The following is a 16,263-nucleotide window of genomic DNA, read 5'->3' on the forward strand; positions in this document are numbered from 1 at the left end:
TACGATGACATATAAATCCATCATGATGAAATATATAACACCTCTTTTTGCAGGCATGTCATGCCTATTACTTGTATTATCCTGTGCTAAAGATCCGGATGTGATCGACGAAAGCAAGCTAGCCGATTTCTCGATAGAGTTTGATCATATTGTAGGAGAAGACCGCTTTTACATTGATCCCAATTACGTTTATCGAAATAGTAAGGGTGAAGAATTTAGTATCCGTACCTTGATGTATTTTATCAGTAATATCAAGCTGTATCGTGCAGATGGATCGGAATATATCGTGCCAGCAGATGATAGCTATTTTGTGGTAGATGCGGCAAACCGCAATAGCCGTTTTACAAAAGTGCGTGTTCCGGAAGGAGATTACACCCGACTAGAATTTATGATAGGTGTGGACCGCGAACGAAACATGATGCCCATGGAGCGACGAACTGGCGTACTATCTTTCAATCCGGGAGAAGGCCATGCGGGCATGTTCTGGACCTGGAGCCAGGGTTATATTTTCTTTAAGCTAGAAGGAAATAGCCCTGTGGTTTCGGATGATCGGGAAGGTGATCCAACCGGGAATAAGCAGTTCAAATACCACATCGGAGGCTTTGGCTATCCGTTTGATGATCCGGAAGCGATGGATAATATTACTATTGTAACGGTCGATCTTACACGGGCGGCGGGAGATCATTTGGCTCATGTGCGCGAAGGCTTGCGAAGCAATGTACACTTACTTGTCGATGTTATGCAAATCTTCAACGGCCCCCATACTTTTAGCATCGCCGATAAATCAAACGTGATGTTCAATAAGGAAGACAGTGGAAACATCGCCAGGAACTTTGCTTCGATGTTTACCCACGATCATACAGAGAACTATGTACGTAGCGAATCGGAGCTTTTAAACTGATCATACTATGAAAAAAATAGTGGTCATGATAGCGCTCTGTGCGGCCATTTGGGCCTGTAAAAAGGGAAATGAATTTCTCGAGGAAGAAGCCGTTTTTGTGGGTTTTGTACAACCTAGCAATTTTCCGGCACCGGCCTACGACTTTTCCCGAAACCCTATTACAAAAGAGGGATTTGAACTCGGTCGTAAGCTATTTTATGAGCCCCGGCTTTCCAGAAATAATTCGATTGCCTGTGGAAGCTGTCATATCCAATCTGCTGCATTCACACATCATGGGCACGATGTGAGCCACGGTATCGACGATCGCCTCGGCACACGTAATCCCATGCCAGTCATGAATATGGCCTGGCAAAAGGAGTTCTTCTGGGATGGCGGTGTTTACGATTTGGATTTTTCTCCGGTAAACGCTATCCATAGTGAAGTAGAAATGGATGAAACACTTACCAACGTATTGGTGAAGTTACGTGCACGACCAGAATATCCACCATTATTTAAAAAAGCTTTCGGTACCGAGGAGATTACAGACGCGCTGTTTCTGAAAGCGCTGTCACAATTTATGCTGATGGCTACGAGCAGCAATTCCAAATACGATCAAGTAATGCGTAAAGAGGGGGGTGCTACCTTCACGTCTTCAGAAAACCGTGGTTATTTATTTTTTCAAAAGAATTGTTCCAACTGTCATAGTGAACCTTTGTTTACGGATTTGAGCTACCGCAATAACGGTATCCGTCCAAACGCAAGTGATGACCAAGGGCGTGCCATCGTAACGGGCAATTCCAATGATGCCTATAAATTCAAAGTGCCAAGTTTGCGAAATCTTTCGTTTACTGCACCTTACACCCACGATGGTCGGTACCTTACCGTGAGCCGGATGTTGGATCATTACCGTCGGGATGTGATCGATCTTCCTACACTTGATCCTGTTTTTAGGCGAGAAGATGGCTCCCGAGGTATCCCGATGAGTGAGCAGGAAAAGGCGGATTTGATGGACTTTCTAAAAACGCTGGAAGATCCTTCTTTTTTATCCAATCCTTTATTGTCCGAGCCTTTCGGATCAAACTTTATCGTCAATTAATAACGTCATAAACACTACCATGAATAGATTATTTAAAATAGTTGCTTTAACAGGAATTCTTTTACTTGCAGCAACCCTTCCGCAGGCTAAGGCTTGCGACGTGTGTGGTTGCGGGGTCGGAAGTTATTACTTAGGAATACTTCCCAATTTTAATAAACGTTTCATAGGCTTACGCTATCAACAAAATCGATTGCAAACGCACTTGGGGCCAAATGGGAATCGCACCCCCAACACAGCCGACGAACTGTATCAGACGATGGAGCTCTGGGGGGCTTGGAATTTCGGCGAGCGCTGGCGCGTGATGGCCATTGTGCCTTATGGTTTCAATCAGCGAACCATCGGAGCCGGTGCGCAATGGGCAGAAAGCGGCCGCAAAGATGGTTTGGGAGATGTAGTAGCAATGGGACATTATAAGCTGTTCGAGGATATGCGTACAACCAGCGGCAATAGATTGTTGATGCAGTCGTTGTGGGTTGGAGGAGGAATTAAAGTGCCCACCGGCGCGTACGACGCCAGTGAACAAGCCAGCGCAGCGATAGGTGCGCCTAATACTTTTCAATTGGGCACCGCGAGTACCGACTTTCTGATTAATGCCGCGTATGATATTCGCTTAATGGACGCCGGTTTGAATGTTAATGCGACCTATAAAATGAATACGGAAAATAGATATGGTTATCGATATGCCAATAAGATTTCCGTCAATGGATTGTTCTATTACAAATTTAACATTAAAGATAAGGTGCGCTTATCTCCCAATGCAGGTGTACTTTATGAGAGCCAGTCGAAAGATGTGTTAGATAACCGTTTTGATGTCGCTCAGTCTGGTGGTTATTCGACAATGGGGATTATTGGTTTAGAGGCCAACATTGGAAGGATATCGGTTGGAGGAAATTACCAAAGCCCGTTAGGTCAGCAGCTAGCAGATGGCCGTATCCTTGCCGGCAATCGTATAATGACACACGTTTCATTCTCATTCTAATCCATCATAATCAGAGATAGGATCTTACCTTAAATAATAGCTTTAAATATCATCTTTATTAAGAAATTGGAGAGATTTTCTTGATAGAATAGCCAATATTTTTCTGGATAAGCCCAAAAAAAGGACTTGCTGAGCAAAAAACACTTGCTTAGCAAGTCCTTTTTTTGCGGATATAGTATTTGGTTTGTGACTATGCCGCTCCATTGTGCTTAATCGCTTTAATTTAGTTCTAAATTGCTAATGCGATCTATATTTTGTCTTTAATCATTGCATAAATTGAAGTTAATTTATGTTTGGCTTATTTTTGTTAGTCATAGTAGCGCCTATTAAAATAAAATAAATTCCGCGAAATAGGCATATAGGTACAATTATTGTTAAAAAGAACCCTGTAATTACACACTACTAACGAATCACATACTACACTACTAATCATCATGCCGAGTAGTATATCTATACGAATGCAGATGGCTATCATCTATAATGAACAAGCAACAAAAACAAATAATAATCACCTTTAAACATCAACTAACTAATCACTATGAAAAAGAAACTTGTATTAACAGGCCTTTTCGTCTGTATGCTTATGTGCGTTTTTGCGCAGGTTAGCATAAAAGGCACAGTCGTAGATGGTCTGCAAGTGCCCATACCTGGCGTAAGTGTGCAGGTAAAAGGTAGCTCAGAAGGAACATCCACAGATCAGGATGGACATTTTACTATTAATGTGCCCAGTGCAAATAGTACCTTAATTTTCTCTTCTACTGGCTACACCAGACAAGAAGCAGGTATTGCCGGCCGAGAAAACTTACTGATTACACTTCAGGAAAGTTCCACAGAATTGACCGAGGTTGTGGTTACGGCTTTAGGTATCAAAAAGGAGCGTAAAGCATTGGGCTACTCGGTGACCGAAGTAAAGGGCGAGGAACTGACGCAGGCACGGGAAACCAATGTGATGAATTCCTTGGCCGGTAAAGTCGCTGGTTTGGATATCTCGGCCGGATCGGGAGGTCCAGGAGCATCGAACAATGTGTTAATTCGTGGTGTATCCAGTATCGGTGGTACCACGCAACCTTTGTACGTGGTTAACGGTATTCCGATGGAAAACAGCCGTAGTGCGCAGCCTGGAGGCCAATTTGATAATGCGCCTGACTTAGGAGATGCTATTGGAAACCTAAACCCCGACGATATAGAGACGATCTCCGTACTAAAAGGTGCTGCAGCATCTGCCTTGTATGGATATCGTGCGAAGGCAGGTGTTATTATGATTACCACCAAAAGTGGTAAAGCTGATGGTATCGAATTCAATTCCAACTTTGTAGGAGAGCAGGTGATGAACTTGACAAACTGGCAATATATGTATGGGCAAGGGATCAACAATATGAAGCCAACATCTGGTACTGCTGCCGCGCAAGCTGGAGGATCTAGCTGGGGTGGATTACTCGACGGTAGCTTAACGCCACAGTTCGACGGTGTCGAACGTCCGTACAGTGCCGTTAGAGACAACTTACAAGAGTTTTACCGGATGGGAAGCAATTGGACGAATACATTAACATTGACCAAGGCTTTTGATGGTGGCTCGATCCGGTTGTCGGGTAGCAATCTCGACAACAAATCCGTGGTGCCAAATTCGAATCTAAAACGTCAAACTTTCAATCTAGCCGGGATATTCGAGCCGATAGAAAGGTTGAACATCGATGCGCGGGTAAATTATATTTTGGAATCCGCTAAAAATCGCGCCGTACTTTCGGATGGCGCGGGTAACGCCAATTATCAAGTCATGTTTCTGCCTACTAGCTTACGCGTAGGTGATTTGAGACCAGGTAGCAATCCTGATGGCACAGAAACGGTATTTAACGCCAATAATCTGTTCGCGACAAACCCCTGGTTCGCTGCACAGAATTTCGTGAATGATACCAAACGTGAGCGACTGCTATCTTCCTTGTCGGCCAGGTATGATTTCGGAGAGGGATACTACGTGCAAGGTCGGATGGCACGTGATAATTACACCGATACATACACGAATGTGACGCCTTCCGGAACAGCTTATCGCCCCAACGGCTCGATGCAGTTACGCAATACGGAGTTTGTGGATGTCAATGCAGATCTATTGTTAGGAGGTACCTTTGATCTAGGCGATTTCGCGATTTCTCCGGTGCTGGGTGGTGCGTATAGAAATACACGGACATTGACCACGACGAATAGTGGTGCGGATTTCAACGTACCATTCGTGTACAATATCCTCAACTTAGCGAATAAGAATTTGTCATACGATGATCTGCGCCTGGAAGTACAATCTGTGTTTGGAAATGCAGAATTCTCCTATCGTGACTATTTATTCCTAACGGCCTCGGTACGTAGCGACTGGTTCTCTTCTTTGGCAACGCCGGGACTGAATAATAAGTTGAATATCGTGTATCCAAGTGTCAATACCTCTTTGGTATTTAGTGAGCTGTGGAAACCGTCTTTCCTTAATTTCGGTAAAGTAAGATTAGGTTATGCAGAAGTAGGTGCTGCTACCGATCCATATCAGACACTGTTGGCCTACAGTTTCCTAAGCGAGACTATTAATGGCTTTCCTTTGGGAAGTATTTCCAATGCTAGTATTCCGAATTCAGGATTACGCGCATCACGTGCCAGCGAATTGGAGATTGGTACAGAGCTGACACTTTTTAATAATGTGCTATCTATCGATGCTACTTGGTACAACAAAGTATCTACAGACGAAATCATTCCGGTAACGGTGTCCTCTACTACAGGATACACTGGTGCTGTACTGAATAGTGGTTCGTTGCAAAATAAAGGTTTTGAAGCATTGATCACCGCACGCGTTCTGCAGAATAATGATGGATTTGGCTGGACCACCTCATTCAATGGATCTATCAACGACAATAAAGTACGTCGCATGGCCGAAGGTACTACGTTGATGCCAATGGGCGCATCTCGTACCGGGTATGGCTTTATACAGCATCAATTGGGATTGCCATCCTTTCAAGTAATGGCCTACGACTACCGATATGATGAAGCGGGTAATATCGTGTACCTAGAGAGTGGTGTGCCCGATCGTGGTGAGCTTATTCCCATGGGATCGGCGATCCCTAAGTGGACTGCAGGTTGGAACAATGAATTTAATTACAAGCGGTTGAATATGTCTTTCTTAATTGATGGAAAGTGGGGCGCTAAAATATTTTCAGGAACCGATTTCTACGGATATGCTAATGGATTGCATCAGAATACGCTAGAAAATAGAGAGGGTAATTTTGCGCCGGAAGGAAGCAGTACGACCACCGAAGCATCTACTTATTATACACAATTGGTACAGAATGTATCTAAGCTCGTAGTGGAAGATGCGGACTTCATTAAAGTACGGCAAATCATCATAGGCTACACTTTTCCTTCGCTGTTTGATAATAAAGTGAAATCACTGAACATCAGTGCTGTAGCCAGAAATCCGTTCTTCTTGATGCGTAAAGCAGAAAATATTGACCCGGAAGCTAATTACTCTTCGATCGTTCCCGGGATGGAATTAGGAGGTGTACCTTCCATTCGTTCATTCGGTGTCAACCTAAGCGTCAAGTTTTAATACCCTAACCCGAATTAAAAAGAAAGCAATGAAAAACTTTATAAAACATACAGGATTATTGGCAGGCTTAAGCTTGATGACATTGTTTCATGCCTGTACAAAAGATTTCGAAGAAATCAATACTAATCCCATATCGTATACCGAAGAAAATTTTGATCCTAACTTTATCTTATCTACGGCTCAATTAGCGTATGCAGGGAGCAATGACTTCGCATACGACACTTGGCGTGCCAATTTGATCTACGCGGGTACGATGATGCAAGGATTGTCTACGGTCGTTTCCTATTGGGCAGGCGACAAATACCTGCTTACACCAGGGTATACTTCTGCTTATTGGGAGCGCGCTTACGATGAGCAAGTCAAGCGCGTAGTGGATCTGGTCGAATTTACGAGAGATAAACCGGAGTATACGAATATTCATCAGGTTGCCCGGATCTGGAGAGCACTTATATTTCAGCGAATCACTGATTTATATGGTGATGTACCTTATTCAGAAGCCGGCCTAGGGTTTCACCAAAATATCTTGTATCCCAAATATGATGCACAGCAGGCCATCTATGCGGATATGTTAAATGAACTGGAAGAAGCGGTAAATGCTTTTGACCCTGCAGCCGATCAACTAACCGGAGATATGGTATATCGTGGTAATATCGCGCAGTGGCAAAAGTTTGGTCATACCTTGATGCTTCGCATGGCGATGCGCCTTACCAAAGTAGATCAAGCCGTAGCGCGGGAGTACGTAGCCAAAGCAATTGGAAATACCATGGCAAACAATGCAGACAATGCAATTGTAAACCATGATGAGTCGGGTGGTCGCGTTACCCAAAATCGTAACAGCCAGGTATTCCTGGATGGTGGCCAAGAGCATTATTATGTAAAATGGTCGGATACATTCATCAACTTGTTAAAAGCGACGGACGATCCGCGTTTGCGTGTAGCAGTTACCAATTTATACCCAGCCACTGCGACTGGTGGTGTGCCTTCTTCCGTGAATCAAAATCCGGCATTCATCACGACAGCTTCTGTGCAAAAAGGAATGCCTAACGGGCGTGACTTGAGTGGGGTAGCGGCAAGAGATATTTCAACGCATCCGACGTTCACTCAGATGTCTGACTACTCTAGTCCGCATCCGGTTATGATAAGCCGAGTTGCGCCGACTTTCTTACTGACATTCAGTGAATCGGAATTGCTACTAGCCGAAGCAAACGTACGGTGGGGGTTGGGCAGTGATGCAGCCACGCACTATCGTACTGCATTGCAATCATCTATTGAAAACTTATCTCGATGGGGTACGGCTTTAGCTGTTCCGGCTGCGACAGCAAACGCATACCTCGATGCACAACCATTAGTGGTAGGTCAGGAATTGGAGCAGATTGCTACACAGTACTGGTTGCACAATTGCACGGTGTTTAATTTCTATGAGGTGTGGAATAACTGGCGCCGTACGGGCTTTCCAAACTTGACACCTATCAACTACATCAATAATGCAACACAAGGTCGTATTCCGCGTCGTTTTCCTTATCCGATAGCAGAGGAAGCAACGAATCCAGCAGCGTTCCGTGCTGCTTCGGGTGCCGTACCTGGAGGTGATTTGTTGACAGGACGTGTTTGGTGGGATCCACAATAAAATACAGACTGTCGCTCAACGGCGATATCAAATAAATAAGAAAAGGGAAATCGATCGATTTCCCTTTTCTTATTTATGATTGTATTTCATATTTATTCACTCATCATAAGATCTGCTAGCCAGATGTACACTATGGAGTAGTATCGTATTCCGTAGTGCGTGTACCCGCTTTGTAATACAGTCCGGCCAAGGCTTTTTGATAAGCTGTCACTAGGTTTTCACGCTGACGCTGCATGTCTATAAGTGTAGACTCCCGGCTATTTATAATGAACAAGGTGCTCTCACCCAGCTCAAATTTTTGTAACTCACCGGCCAATAAGACTTCTTGATTAGCAATGCTTTTTACTTGCAATCTCAGTTGCTGTGTGTATGCAGTCAAGTCGTTATAGGTGGTATTAATGTCATTTCGGATGTTTCGACCTATGATCACTTGATCATAACGAAGCTGATCCTGTTGAATACGTACCTCCCGCAATTTGCCGCGCTCACCGCGTAAAAAAATAGGGAAGGCAAAGGACATTCCTAGTTTATAGTTTCCGAAGTTAAAATCATAGATTGGCGGCAGAGATTCACTAAAATTACGTCGGCTAGAAATCAGCGTACCCGAAATGTCTAACCTTGGTTTGAGCATTTCTCGTCTATACCGCTCTTCTATGTTAAGCTGTAAGCCCTTGCTTTCCAACATCAATAGTTCTGGGTGTTGTTCTTCTGCCACTTCCAGCAATTGTGACAGGAGCTGCGCATCTGGGGATAGGTCGCTGATGTTTACAGAAGTAGGTCTTGCATATTCAGGCAGTTCTACAGGCTGCTCATTTTCATTCCAAAGGTGGTTCGATAAAATCAGCTTTTTATTGCGAAATTCAATAGCATACTTTGCGAGCTGCATTTCGCGTTCTTGCAATGTAATGGCTGCTTCTACAGAGTCTATCGGTGGCCGATCTCCAAGCGTAGTTTGTGCACTAATAGCCCGAAATCTGGTGTCGGCTAAGCGAACGCCTTCTTGCAACAACCTAAATTGTCTGTAAGCATAATACCAATCCCAATAGTCTGATATGGCTTGATACCAAAGACCATTGATCTGTTGTACTTGTTCGGCTTCTGCATATTCGACCATAGCACGTGCTTGCATCAGTGTGTTCCTACGACTGTCAATCAACAATCCTTGTCCTAAAGGGATACTAATGCCTACACCGGAAAGACCTGCATTCGGTGTTCGGCTCTGCGGATTGGTAAACATGCCCACATTACGATCGTATCCGACCTTCAAATCTGCACCAGCCAACCACAACGGTACTTTTAATTCGCTGCTCCAGTCGTTGTAATAATCTATTTCTCCAAAATACTTGTTCTTGAAATCAGCATACAATGCCGGGTCAAATTTGCCCAGCGCCTGCGTTACTGATGCCCGGGCAGATTCACTGAGTAGCTGAATCTGCTTTAAAACCGGATGATTGGTGAAAAGGAAATCTTCTAGATCTTGCAAAGAAAATTCCTGTGTAGCAGATGTGGTCGTATCTGTCTGTGCATATGCGCCGAAACGCACAGATGACAACAGGCCAATAAGGATGAATAGTGTAATTCTAATCATGATTATTGCAATTAATCTAACGCATGTCCACCTTGCTCTTGCTCCAGACTAGGCGGGAAACCATTTAGCTGACGCCAGATCTCGTACCACAGCGGTACACGATTGAGAATAATCCGTGTGTGTACACCTGATCCCAGCCGGAGCTGTTTAGGCCAGTTTTCATCGCCTTCCGGAACAGGTTGTGCCGGGCGAATCAGTAAACGGTATTGCCCATTTCGACTACTCACTTTATCGATAACCGTGACCGTACCGGCGAAAGTACCTATGGCAACAGATGGCCAACCAGAGAATTGGATAGAAGGCCATCCCTCAAATTGCAGACGGGCATCGTCTTCCAAACCAACAAGCGGTACATCCATGGCATTGATATAAACCTCGGCAGCTAGCAAAGGCTTTTTGGATTGCAGGGTCGCGACCGATTCTCCATCTTTAATCGTTTCTCCAATACCCGCTTTTAATGTTTTGACGATAAAACCATCTTGTGGCGCACGCACGATGTAGAGACCGCGACGCACGTCAATATTGGCAATTTCATTTCTTATTTTCGAAATATCTCCGCGAGCAGAAGCTTTGCTGGAGAAAGCCGATCCCAAGTCGGATTGCGCTTTGGCCAGCGACTCGTTGTACCGTGCACGGATATTGTTCAACTCAATTTTAGCATTGATAAACGATTGTCTTGAGTTAGATAGTTTATTTTCAGCGCTAATGACCTTGGCTTTATCATTTTGTAAGTTTAGCCTGCGTGTTTCAATGTCGGTAAGAGAGAATAAGCCATCTCGATAACCTTGTTCGTACCGCTCTAAGCGGGCAACGCTGGTCTCGAGAAAAATCTGCATGGCCGTTAGGTCGGCACTGTCAATTTTCACCACATTTCGGGCCTGTTCCACCGAATTTGTTGCCGACTCTAATTGGTATTGCAGGCCATTTGTTAAAGCAGAAATTTGTGCTTCTGTAGCGACCATTTTCTGATCCGCAGCAGTTTCACTATTGCGTTTTGCCTCCAATTGCTCTTCTAAACGGATCGGTAACTCAGGATCAAAATAAGATTGTACTATCTCTGAAATCACAAGCAGTGTGTCGCCCCTGCGTACTTCATCGCCCTCCTTTACTGCCCAGTGTTCGATACGGCCGCCAATTTGGTTTTGTATCGTCTGGGGTCTATCTTCCGGACGCAAGGCACTGACAGTACCCCTTCCTGGAATAGTTTGACGCCAGGGTAGGAATAATAACGCGACAAAAATAACACCGGCAATCAACAGCACACGTCCTAAAACAATTGCCCCCCGATTAGGCAATAATTGTTTCTGGCCTCTCTCAGACAGATCTCTCCAAGTGACCACACGTGGATCTAAGGGCTTCTTAATGGCCATAAGGCACCGCGTCCTCCTCTAACGCTAAATCAGTAACTGCACCTAATTTAACACTGCCTGTGAGCATGTCAAAGATGGTGTTTAAATTCGTGAAAAGCTTCTCAATGGCATAACCAACTTGTACAATAAGTACTTCCGCGGCAACGAACTGTCCAAAGGTCATTTGTCTTTCCACCACAAAATGAGAACCAAGCAACAGCATTGCGCCAAACAATAATGTGCGTAGAAAGACAGAGCTTGCAAAAAAGCGTTTCAGCACACGAAAATGTTCATTTCTCGCTTTCAGATATTTGCCTGTAATGAGATCAGTGTCTTCTATAATCTGTCTCATCTTCTCTTTGTCGCCACGGTATTCTTGAATTTCTTCCGCCACCGCTTCGAGATAAGCGACGGTCTCATATTTATGCTGAGATTCTTCGATACTGGCCGATAAACCTCGCTGGTAATAAATGGCGACAATCATAATAATTAACGCAACCGTTACCACACTTAGTACGATAAACAAGGGGTGATAAAAAGATAAAATAATCAAACTCACCATGATGGTCACTGCGGCAGTGATCAGATCTATGAGTAACTTAATAACACCTTTCTGGATCACGATGACATCGAAAAATCGGTTCACCAGTTCGACCAGATTTTCTCCTTCCAGCTCTTGAGGTTTGATCCGAGGAAGTCGATATGCAAATTCCAAGGAGCAACGAAGAAATAGTTTTTGTTCTATATATTCTACGAGACTAAGTTGACCTATTAAGAGTACCCCACCAACAATTACTGCCGTAAGCACAAATGCGATCAGGATATAGGTAGAGCTGTACATGGCTCCATTAGTCAAAAAATTGAATACAGCAGTAATGCCTAATGGAAGACTTAAACTGAATATCCCTATAATAACGGCGTAAACAAAAATGTAATTGATGGTTCTACGTTCGGGATGCAACAATCTTACCAGCCGTTGCATGGGAGTTGGGCTTCCGGGTTTGCTAGCCATGATTAGTAATTATATAAATATCGTAAATGCCTCCTGTTCGCTGTGTAATGTTATCTTGAACGATGTAATAAAGAGATACCAGGTTTAGGCTTCGTCTGTTAAAGCAGTTCAGCATGGTACAAAAATAAAAATAAGATTAGAAATCCACCATTCGGAGTGGATAACTTCGCTAAATCTTTGAAAATTTTACATTTAGATTTGGTAATTCCTATTACTGTAGGAACTTTTTGATCTTATTGAATACTATTTCTGTGTCGGGAGCAGAAATACTATCCTTAACACTATCGTATTTAATGAATTCGTAAACTACACCATTCGTGTTCAGGCTTTGAGCAAATTCTTCTGCTTGTCCAATTGGAAACTTAGTATTATTATTAGCATGAATTATTAAAAATGGTGGGCTGGCAGAAGAAACATACTGAATTGGTGAGGCAGATTGATAAAGAGAAGAATGATCAGTCGGAGATCCTCCTATATAGGTTCGCAAAGAGTTCTGTATTACAGGATTACCTGTTTCAAAAACAGACATTAGATCGAAAGCGCCGGAAATAACGATACAACCTTTTACACGAGAAGATACTCCCGCACTTTTTAGGGTGTACAGTGACGCCAATTGTGCACCAGATTCTAATCCAGCCATATATGTATTGGTAGATATCTGATATACAGGCGCTTGGTTATAGATGTAATCCATGGCTTGCAGTATATCCATCTCTGCTTTCGTCGCTGCGCCAGTATAGTCGCCACTATCGGCGGCCAGTCGATGATTTAAGTTAAAGAGTGCATATCCGGGAAAGTGCTCTTTTAGAATACTAACCAAATTATCATCCAGGCTGATGTCATCTTTATTTCCAGAGGACCAGTCTCCCGCATGTATGTATACAATGATGTTGGTCTGATCTGTACTTCGCGTAGCGGGCAAATATACATCCATACGCTGGAGCTCATCTTCTCCATATTTGACATTACGCAAAACCAAATCTTGATCCACCGGATAATAATCCACTGCTTCTTCTTTTGCACAAGAGGCAAGCAGGATTATTGCTGTGAATAGAGATAGTATAGCTTTTTTCATTGTCTTCAGGTTGAAACGTCGAAGCACTATTTGTGCTCAAATTCAAAACCTAAGTTACGATGAAAAAATGGGATATGCAATTCAGCGTTAGGTTGTTATGGGGTAGGTTCAGACGGATGGTTATCAACGACTTGCCTGAGGCAAGTGCATTGATACATCCGAAGGTAGATGTTTAATTTAATAATACGGTTAAAACTGAAGGTGTTTTACCGTTAATCCATTGTTGATAAGCTGCTTCAAGGCGTCAATGCCAATGCCGATGTGTTTTTCCACATATTTTGCAGTCACTGACACGTCTGATTGAGCGGTTTTCACACCTTCCGGAATCATCGGCTGGTCGGATACAAGCAGCAATGCACCTGTTGGAATTTTATTGGCGAATCCTACACTAAATATGGTGGCAGTTTCCATATCAACACACATCGCGCGGATCGTTTTCAGGTATTTCTTAAAGGCCTTGTCGTGTTCCCAAACACGTCTGTTGGTGGTATACACCGTGCCTGTCCAGTAATCGGAAGAATGATCTCTAATGGTCGTTGAGATGGCCTTTTGCAAAGCAAATGCAGGCAGAGCCGGTACTTCAGGCGGAAAGTAATCATTAGACGTTCCTTCGCCACGAATCGCTGCGATCGGCAGCACTAAGTCTCCTATATTGTTGTTCTTTTTCAAGCCCCCAGCTTTACCAAGAAACAAAACTGCTTTTGGTTTGATAGCAGATAATAAATCCATGATAGTGGCAGCCATTGGGCTTCCCATGCCAAAGTTGATGATGGTGATGCCTCCTGCTGTACAGGTTTGCATTGGCTTGTCCAGGCCTAGGATAGGAGCGTGATCATGCATTTCGGAGAAGATCTTTACGTAATTCGAAAAATTGGTGAGTAAGATATATTCCCCAAATTCTTCCAAGGGTCTGCCAGTATATCTTGGCAACCAATTGATCACAATATCCTCTTTACTTTTAAGTCCGGCTATTACCGGTGAATTTTCGAGTTTTAATTTTTTGTTTTTGCTCATAGAGTCCTTTCATTTTTAAGATTTGTTATATTAATAAAAACCCTCGCACTAGGGCGAGGGTTGGATGTCTTAAGCGACTTGCATTTTTTTTATATCCGATTTGGCTATCTTCTTTTTTGCGTAGTCGAGCGTGACATGTAATGTTTTCTCGCTTTCATGTTCTTTGCTGGTCGGTATTTCAAACATCGCATCCAGCATAATGGCCTCGCAGATACTTCGTAATCCACGGGCGCCGAGCTTAAACTCCCAAGCCTTTTCGACGATAAAATCGAATACCTCTTGGTCGAACTGTAGCGCTACACCTTCGTATTCGAAGAGTTTAGCATACTGTTTTGTGAGTGCATTTTTAGGCACAGTAAGAATGCTTAACAGCGTTTCCTTATCCAATGGGTCCAAGTAGGTAAGCACTGGCAAACGACCGATTAATTCGGGAATTAAGCCAAAGTTCTTCAGATCCTGCGGTGTGATATATTTATACAGATTCTTCAGGTCAATATCCTGCTCGTCATCTTTCATTTTATAACCAACCGTTTGGGTGCGTAATCTGTCAGCAATCTTCTTTTGAATACCATCGAAAGCGCCACCACAAATGAATAGTATATTGCTCGTGTTCACCGAAATCATTTTCTGATCTGGATGCTTACGCCCACCTTGCGGCGGTACATTGACGTTCGTGCCTTCCAATATTTTCAGAAGCGCTTGCTGTACACCTTCTCCCGATACATCACGTGTGATGGAAGGATTGTCGCTTTTACGAGCGATCTTATCAATCTCATCAATGTAGATGATACCGCGCTCGGCAGCTGCTACATCATAATCTGCCGCTTGTAACAAGCGGGTAAGTATGCTTTCCACATCTTCACCCACGTAGCCGGCTTCTGTAAGCACCGTGGCATCCACGATACAAAATGGCACATTCAGAATCTTTGCAACCGTCTTTGCTAATAGCGTTTTACCGGTACCGGTTTCACCGACTACAATTAAGTTGGATTTCTCGATCTCAATTTCATCTGGATCTACGCGTTGGTTCAATCTTTTATAATGATTGTATACCGCTACAGAAATCACCTTTTTAGCATCATCCTGCCCAATAACGTATTGATCAAGATGTTGTTTGATCTCCATGGGCTTAATTAGCTTCAGTACTGTCTGCAGATTCTTGCTTTTGCGTTGTTTGAGTTCTTCTGCGAGTATTTCGCTAGCCTGTTGTACACATCGATCACAGATATGTGCGCCATCCCCAGCAATCAGCATTTGTGCCTCGCTTTTGCTTATACCGCAGAAAGAACAATGTATATCTTTTTGGTTCGACTTACTCATGTTTTATTTATTTTCCTTCTTTTTTGGCATCAAGATCTCATCGATCATACCATATTCTTTTGCTTCAGCAGCACGCATCCAATAATCACGATCGGAGGATTTCTCTACCCACTCATACGTTTGTCCGGAATGCTCTGCAATGATGGTGTACAATTCCTCTTTCAATTTCAACATCTCTCTGAGGTTGATCTCCATATCCGAGGCGACCCCTTGAGCACCGCCAGATGGCTGGTGAATCATCACACGAGAATGACGTAGTGCTGCACGCTTGCCTTTAGCACCTGCCACCAACAAAACTGCACCCATGGAGGCAGCAATTCCGGTACAGATCGTCGCTACGTCGGGAGCAATGTATTGCATCGTGTCATAAATACCTAAGCCGGCATACACGCTGCCACCCGGAGAATTGATGTAAATCTGGATATCACGCTGTGCATCAGTAGATTGTAAAAACAATAGCTGTGCCTGTACAATATTGGCTACTTGATCATTGATCGCGTCGCCCATAAAGATAATCCGATCCATCATTAGGCGGGAGAACACGTCCATCTGCGCTACGTTCATCTGACGTTCTTCAATAATATAAGGTGTCAGGTTCGTAGGTATATTGCTTTCCACACGACCTATGAAACTATCGACATGTTGGCTGCCGATACGGTGGTGCTTGATAGCGTATTTTCTGAATTCGTTCTTATCTATATTCATATGCTTAACCTTTATCGTAATACTGTTTTAATTGTGTTATT

12 protein-coding genes are annotated in these 16,263 nt (G+C 43.6%); 5 read left to right on the forward strand and 7 right to left on the reverse strand.

The window, feature by feature from the left end; all coding sequences use genetic code 11:
* Nucleotides 1-22: 22 nt before the first annotated feature.
* The 5 genes from M8998_RS14100 to M8998_RS14120 all read left to right on the forward strand — a co-directional run bounded on the left by M8998_RS14100 (nucleotide 23) and on the right by M8998_RS14120 (nucleotide 8,159).
* Complete coding sequence (locus M8998_RS14100; protein WP_249993876.1) at nucleotides 23-901, forward strand: MbnP family protein; 879 nt, start codon at nucleotides 23-25, stop codon at nucleotides 899-901.
* Between the two features lie 7 nt (nucleotides 902-908).
* On the forward strand, nucleotides 909-1,976 hold the full coding sequence (locus M8998_RS14105; RefSeq protein ID WP_249993878.1) for a cytochrome-c peroxidase: 1,068 nt from the start codon (nucleotides 909-911) through the stop codon (nucleotides 1,974-1,976).
* 19 nt (nucleotides 1,977-1,995) lie between these two features.
* Nucleotides 1,996-2,955, forward strand: coding sequence for a transporter (locus M8998_RS14110; RefSeq protein ID WP_249993879.1), 960 nt, complete (start codon nucleotides 1,996-1,998; stop codon nucleotides 2,953-2,955).
* Between the two features lie 538 nt (nucleotides 2,956-3,493).
* Nucleotides 3,494-6,532, forward strand: a complete 3,039-nt coding sequence (locus tag M8998_RS14115) for a SusC/RagA family TonB-linked outer membrane protein (RefSeq protein WP_249993881.1) — start codon at nucleotides 3,494-3,496, stop codon at nucleotides 6,530-6,532.
* 28 nt (nucleotides 6,533-6,560) lie between these two features.
* The gene (locus tag M8998_RS14120) at nucleotides 6,561-8,159 is read left to right on the forward strand and encodes a SusD/RagB family nutrient-binding outer membrane lipoprotein (protein WP_249993883.1); all 1,599 of its coding nucleotides are present in this window, start codon (nucleotides 6,561-6,563) and stop codon (nucleotides 8,157-8,159) included.
* A gap of 130 nt (nucleotides 8,160-8,289) precedes the next feature.
* On the opposite strand, the gene M8998_RS14125 is transcribed toward M8998_RS14120, so the two are convergent.
* The 7 genes from M8998_RS14125 to clpP all read right to left on the reverse strand — a co-directional run bounded on the left by M8998_RS14125 (nucleotide 8,290) and on the right by clpP (nucleotide 16,222).
* Nucleotides 8,290-9,747: a TolC family protein gene (locus M8998_RS14125; RefSeq protein ID WP_249993885.1), complete on the reverse strand. Its 1,458-nt coding sequence runs from the start codon at nucleotides 9,745-9,747 to the stop codon at nucleotides 8,290-8,292.
* A gap of 11 nt (nucleotides 9,748-9,758) precedes the next feature.
* Complete coding sequence (locus tag M8998_RS14130) at nucleotides 9,759-11,117, reverse strand: HlyD family secretion protein (protein WP_249993893.1); 1,359 nt, start codon at nucleotides 11,115-11,117, stop codon at nucleotides 9,759-9,761.
* The gene (locus M8998_RS14135; RefSeq protein WP_249993895.1) at nucleotides 11,107-12,108 is read right to left on the reverse strand and encodes an ABC transporter transmembrane domain-containing protein; all 1,002 of its coding nucleotides are present in this window, start codon (nucleotides 12,106-12,108) and stop codon (nucleotides 11,107-11,109) included. The genes M8998_RS14130 and M8998_RS14135 overlap by 11 nt, the downstream gene beginning before the upstream one ends.
* 211 nt (nucleotides 12,109-12,319) lie before the next feature.
* Nucleotides 12,320-13,183, reverse strand: a complete 864-nt coding sequence (locus tag M8998_RS14140; RefSeq protein WP_249993898.1) for an alpha/beta hydrolase — start codon at nucleotides 13,181-13,183, stop codon at nucleotides 12,320-12,322.
* Between the two features lie 189 nt (nucleotides 13,184-13,372).
* Nucleotides 13,373-14,197, reverse strand: coding sequence for an AMP nucleosidase (locus M8998_RS14145; RefSeq protein WP_249993900.1), 825 nt, complete (start codon nucleotides 14,195-14,197; stop codon nucleotides 13,373-13,375).
* Between the two features lie 69 nt (nucleotides 14,198-14,266).
* The gene (gene clpX / locus M8998_RS14150; RefSeq protein ID WP_249993902.1) at nucleotides 14,267-15,517 is read right to left on the reverse strand and encodes an ATP-dependent Clp protease ATP-binding subunit ClpX; all 1,251 of its coding nucleotides are present in this window, start codon (nucleotides 15,515-15,517) and stop codon (nucleotides 14,267-14,269) included.
* 3 nt (nucleotides 15,518-15,520) lie between these two features.
* Nucleotides 15,521-16,222, reverse strand: a complete 702-nt coding sequence (clpP, locus tag M8998_RS14155) for an ATP-dependent Clp endopeptidase proteolytic subunit ClpP (protein ID WP_249993904.1) — start codon at nucleotides 16,220-16,222, stop codon at nucleotides 15,521-15,523.
* Nucleotides 16,223-16,263: the final 41 nt, after the last annotated feature.

The organism is Sphingobacterium sp. lm-10, from assembly GCF_023554555.1.
GTDB lineage: Bacteria > Bacteroidota > Bacteroidia > Sphingobacteriales > Sphingobacteriaceae > Sphingobacterium.

What these genes read in the sequence shown, in the direction of transcription:
- M8998_RS14100 (WP_249993876.1), top strand. Translation starts at nt 23, where the DNA reads ATGATGAAATATATAACACCTCTTTTTGCAGGCATGTCATGCCTATTA.
- M8998_RS14105 (WP_249993878.1), top strand. Translation starts at nt 909, where the DNA reads ATGAAAAAAATAGTGGTCATGATAGCGCTCTGTGCGGCCATTTGGGCC.
- M8998_RS14110 (WP_249993879.1), top strand. Translation starts at nt 1,996, where the DNA reads ATGAATAGATTATTTAAAATAGTTGCTTTAACAGGAATTCTTTTACTT.
- M8998_RS14115 (WP_249993881.1), top strand. Translation starts at nt 3,494, where the DNA reads ATGAAAAAGAAACTTGTATTAACAGGCCTTTTCGTCTGTATGCTTATG.
- M8998_RS14120 (WP_249993883.1), top strand. Translation starts at nt 6,561, where the DNA reads ATGAAAAACTTTATAAAACATACAGGATTATTGGCAGGCTTAAGCTTG.
- M8998_RS14125 (WP_249993885.1), bottom strand. Translation starts at nt 9,747, where the DNA reads ATGATTAGAATTACACTATTCATCCTTATTGGCCTGTTGTCATCTGTG.
- M8998_RS14130 (WP_249993893.1), bottom strand. Translation starts at nt 11,117, where the DNA reads ATGGCCATTAAGAAGCCCTTAGATCCACGTGTGGTCACTTGGAGAGAT.
- M8998_RS14135 (WP_249993895.1), bottom strand. Translation starts at nt 12,108, where the DNA reads ATGGCTAGCAAACCCGGAAGCCCAACTCCCATGCAACGGCTGGTAAGA.
- M8998_RS14140 (WP_249993898.1), bottom strand. Translation starts at nt 13,183, where the DNA reads ATGAAAAAAGCTATACTATCTCTATTCACAGCAATAATCCTGCTTGCC.
- M8998_RS14145 (WP_249993900.1), bottom strand. Translation starts at nt 14,197, where the DNA reads ATGAGCAAAAACAAAAAATTAAAACTCGAAAATTCACCGGTAATAGCC.
- clpX (WP_249993902.1), bottom strand. Translation starts at nt 15,517, where the DNA reads ATGAGTAAGTCGAACCAAAAAGATATACATTGTTCTTTCTGCGGTATA.
- clpP (WP_249993904.1), bottom strand. Translation starts at nt 16,222, where the DNA reads ATGAATATAGATAAGAACGAATTCAGAAAATACGCTATCAAGCACCAC.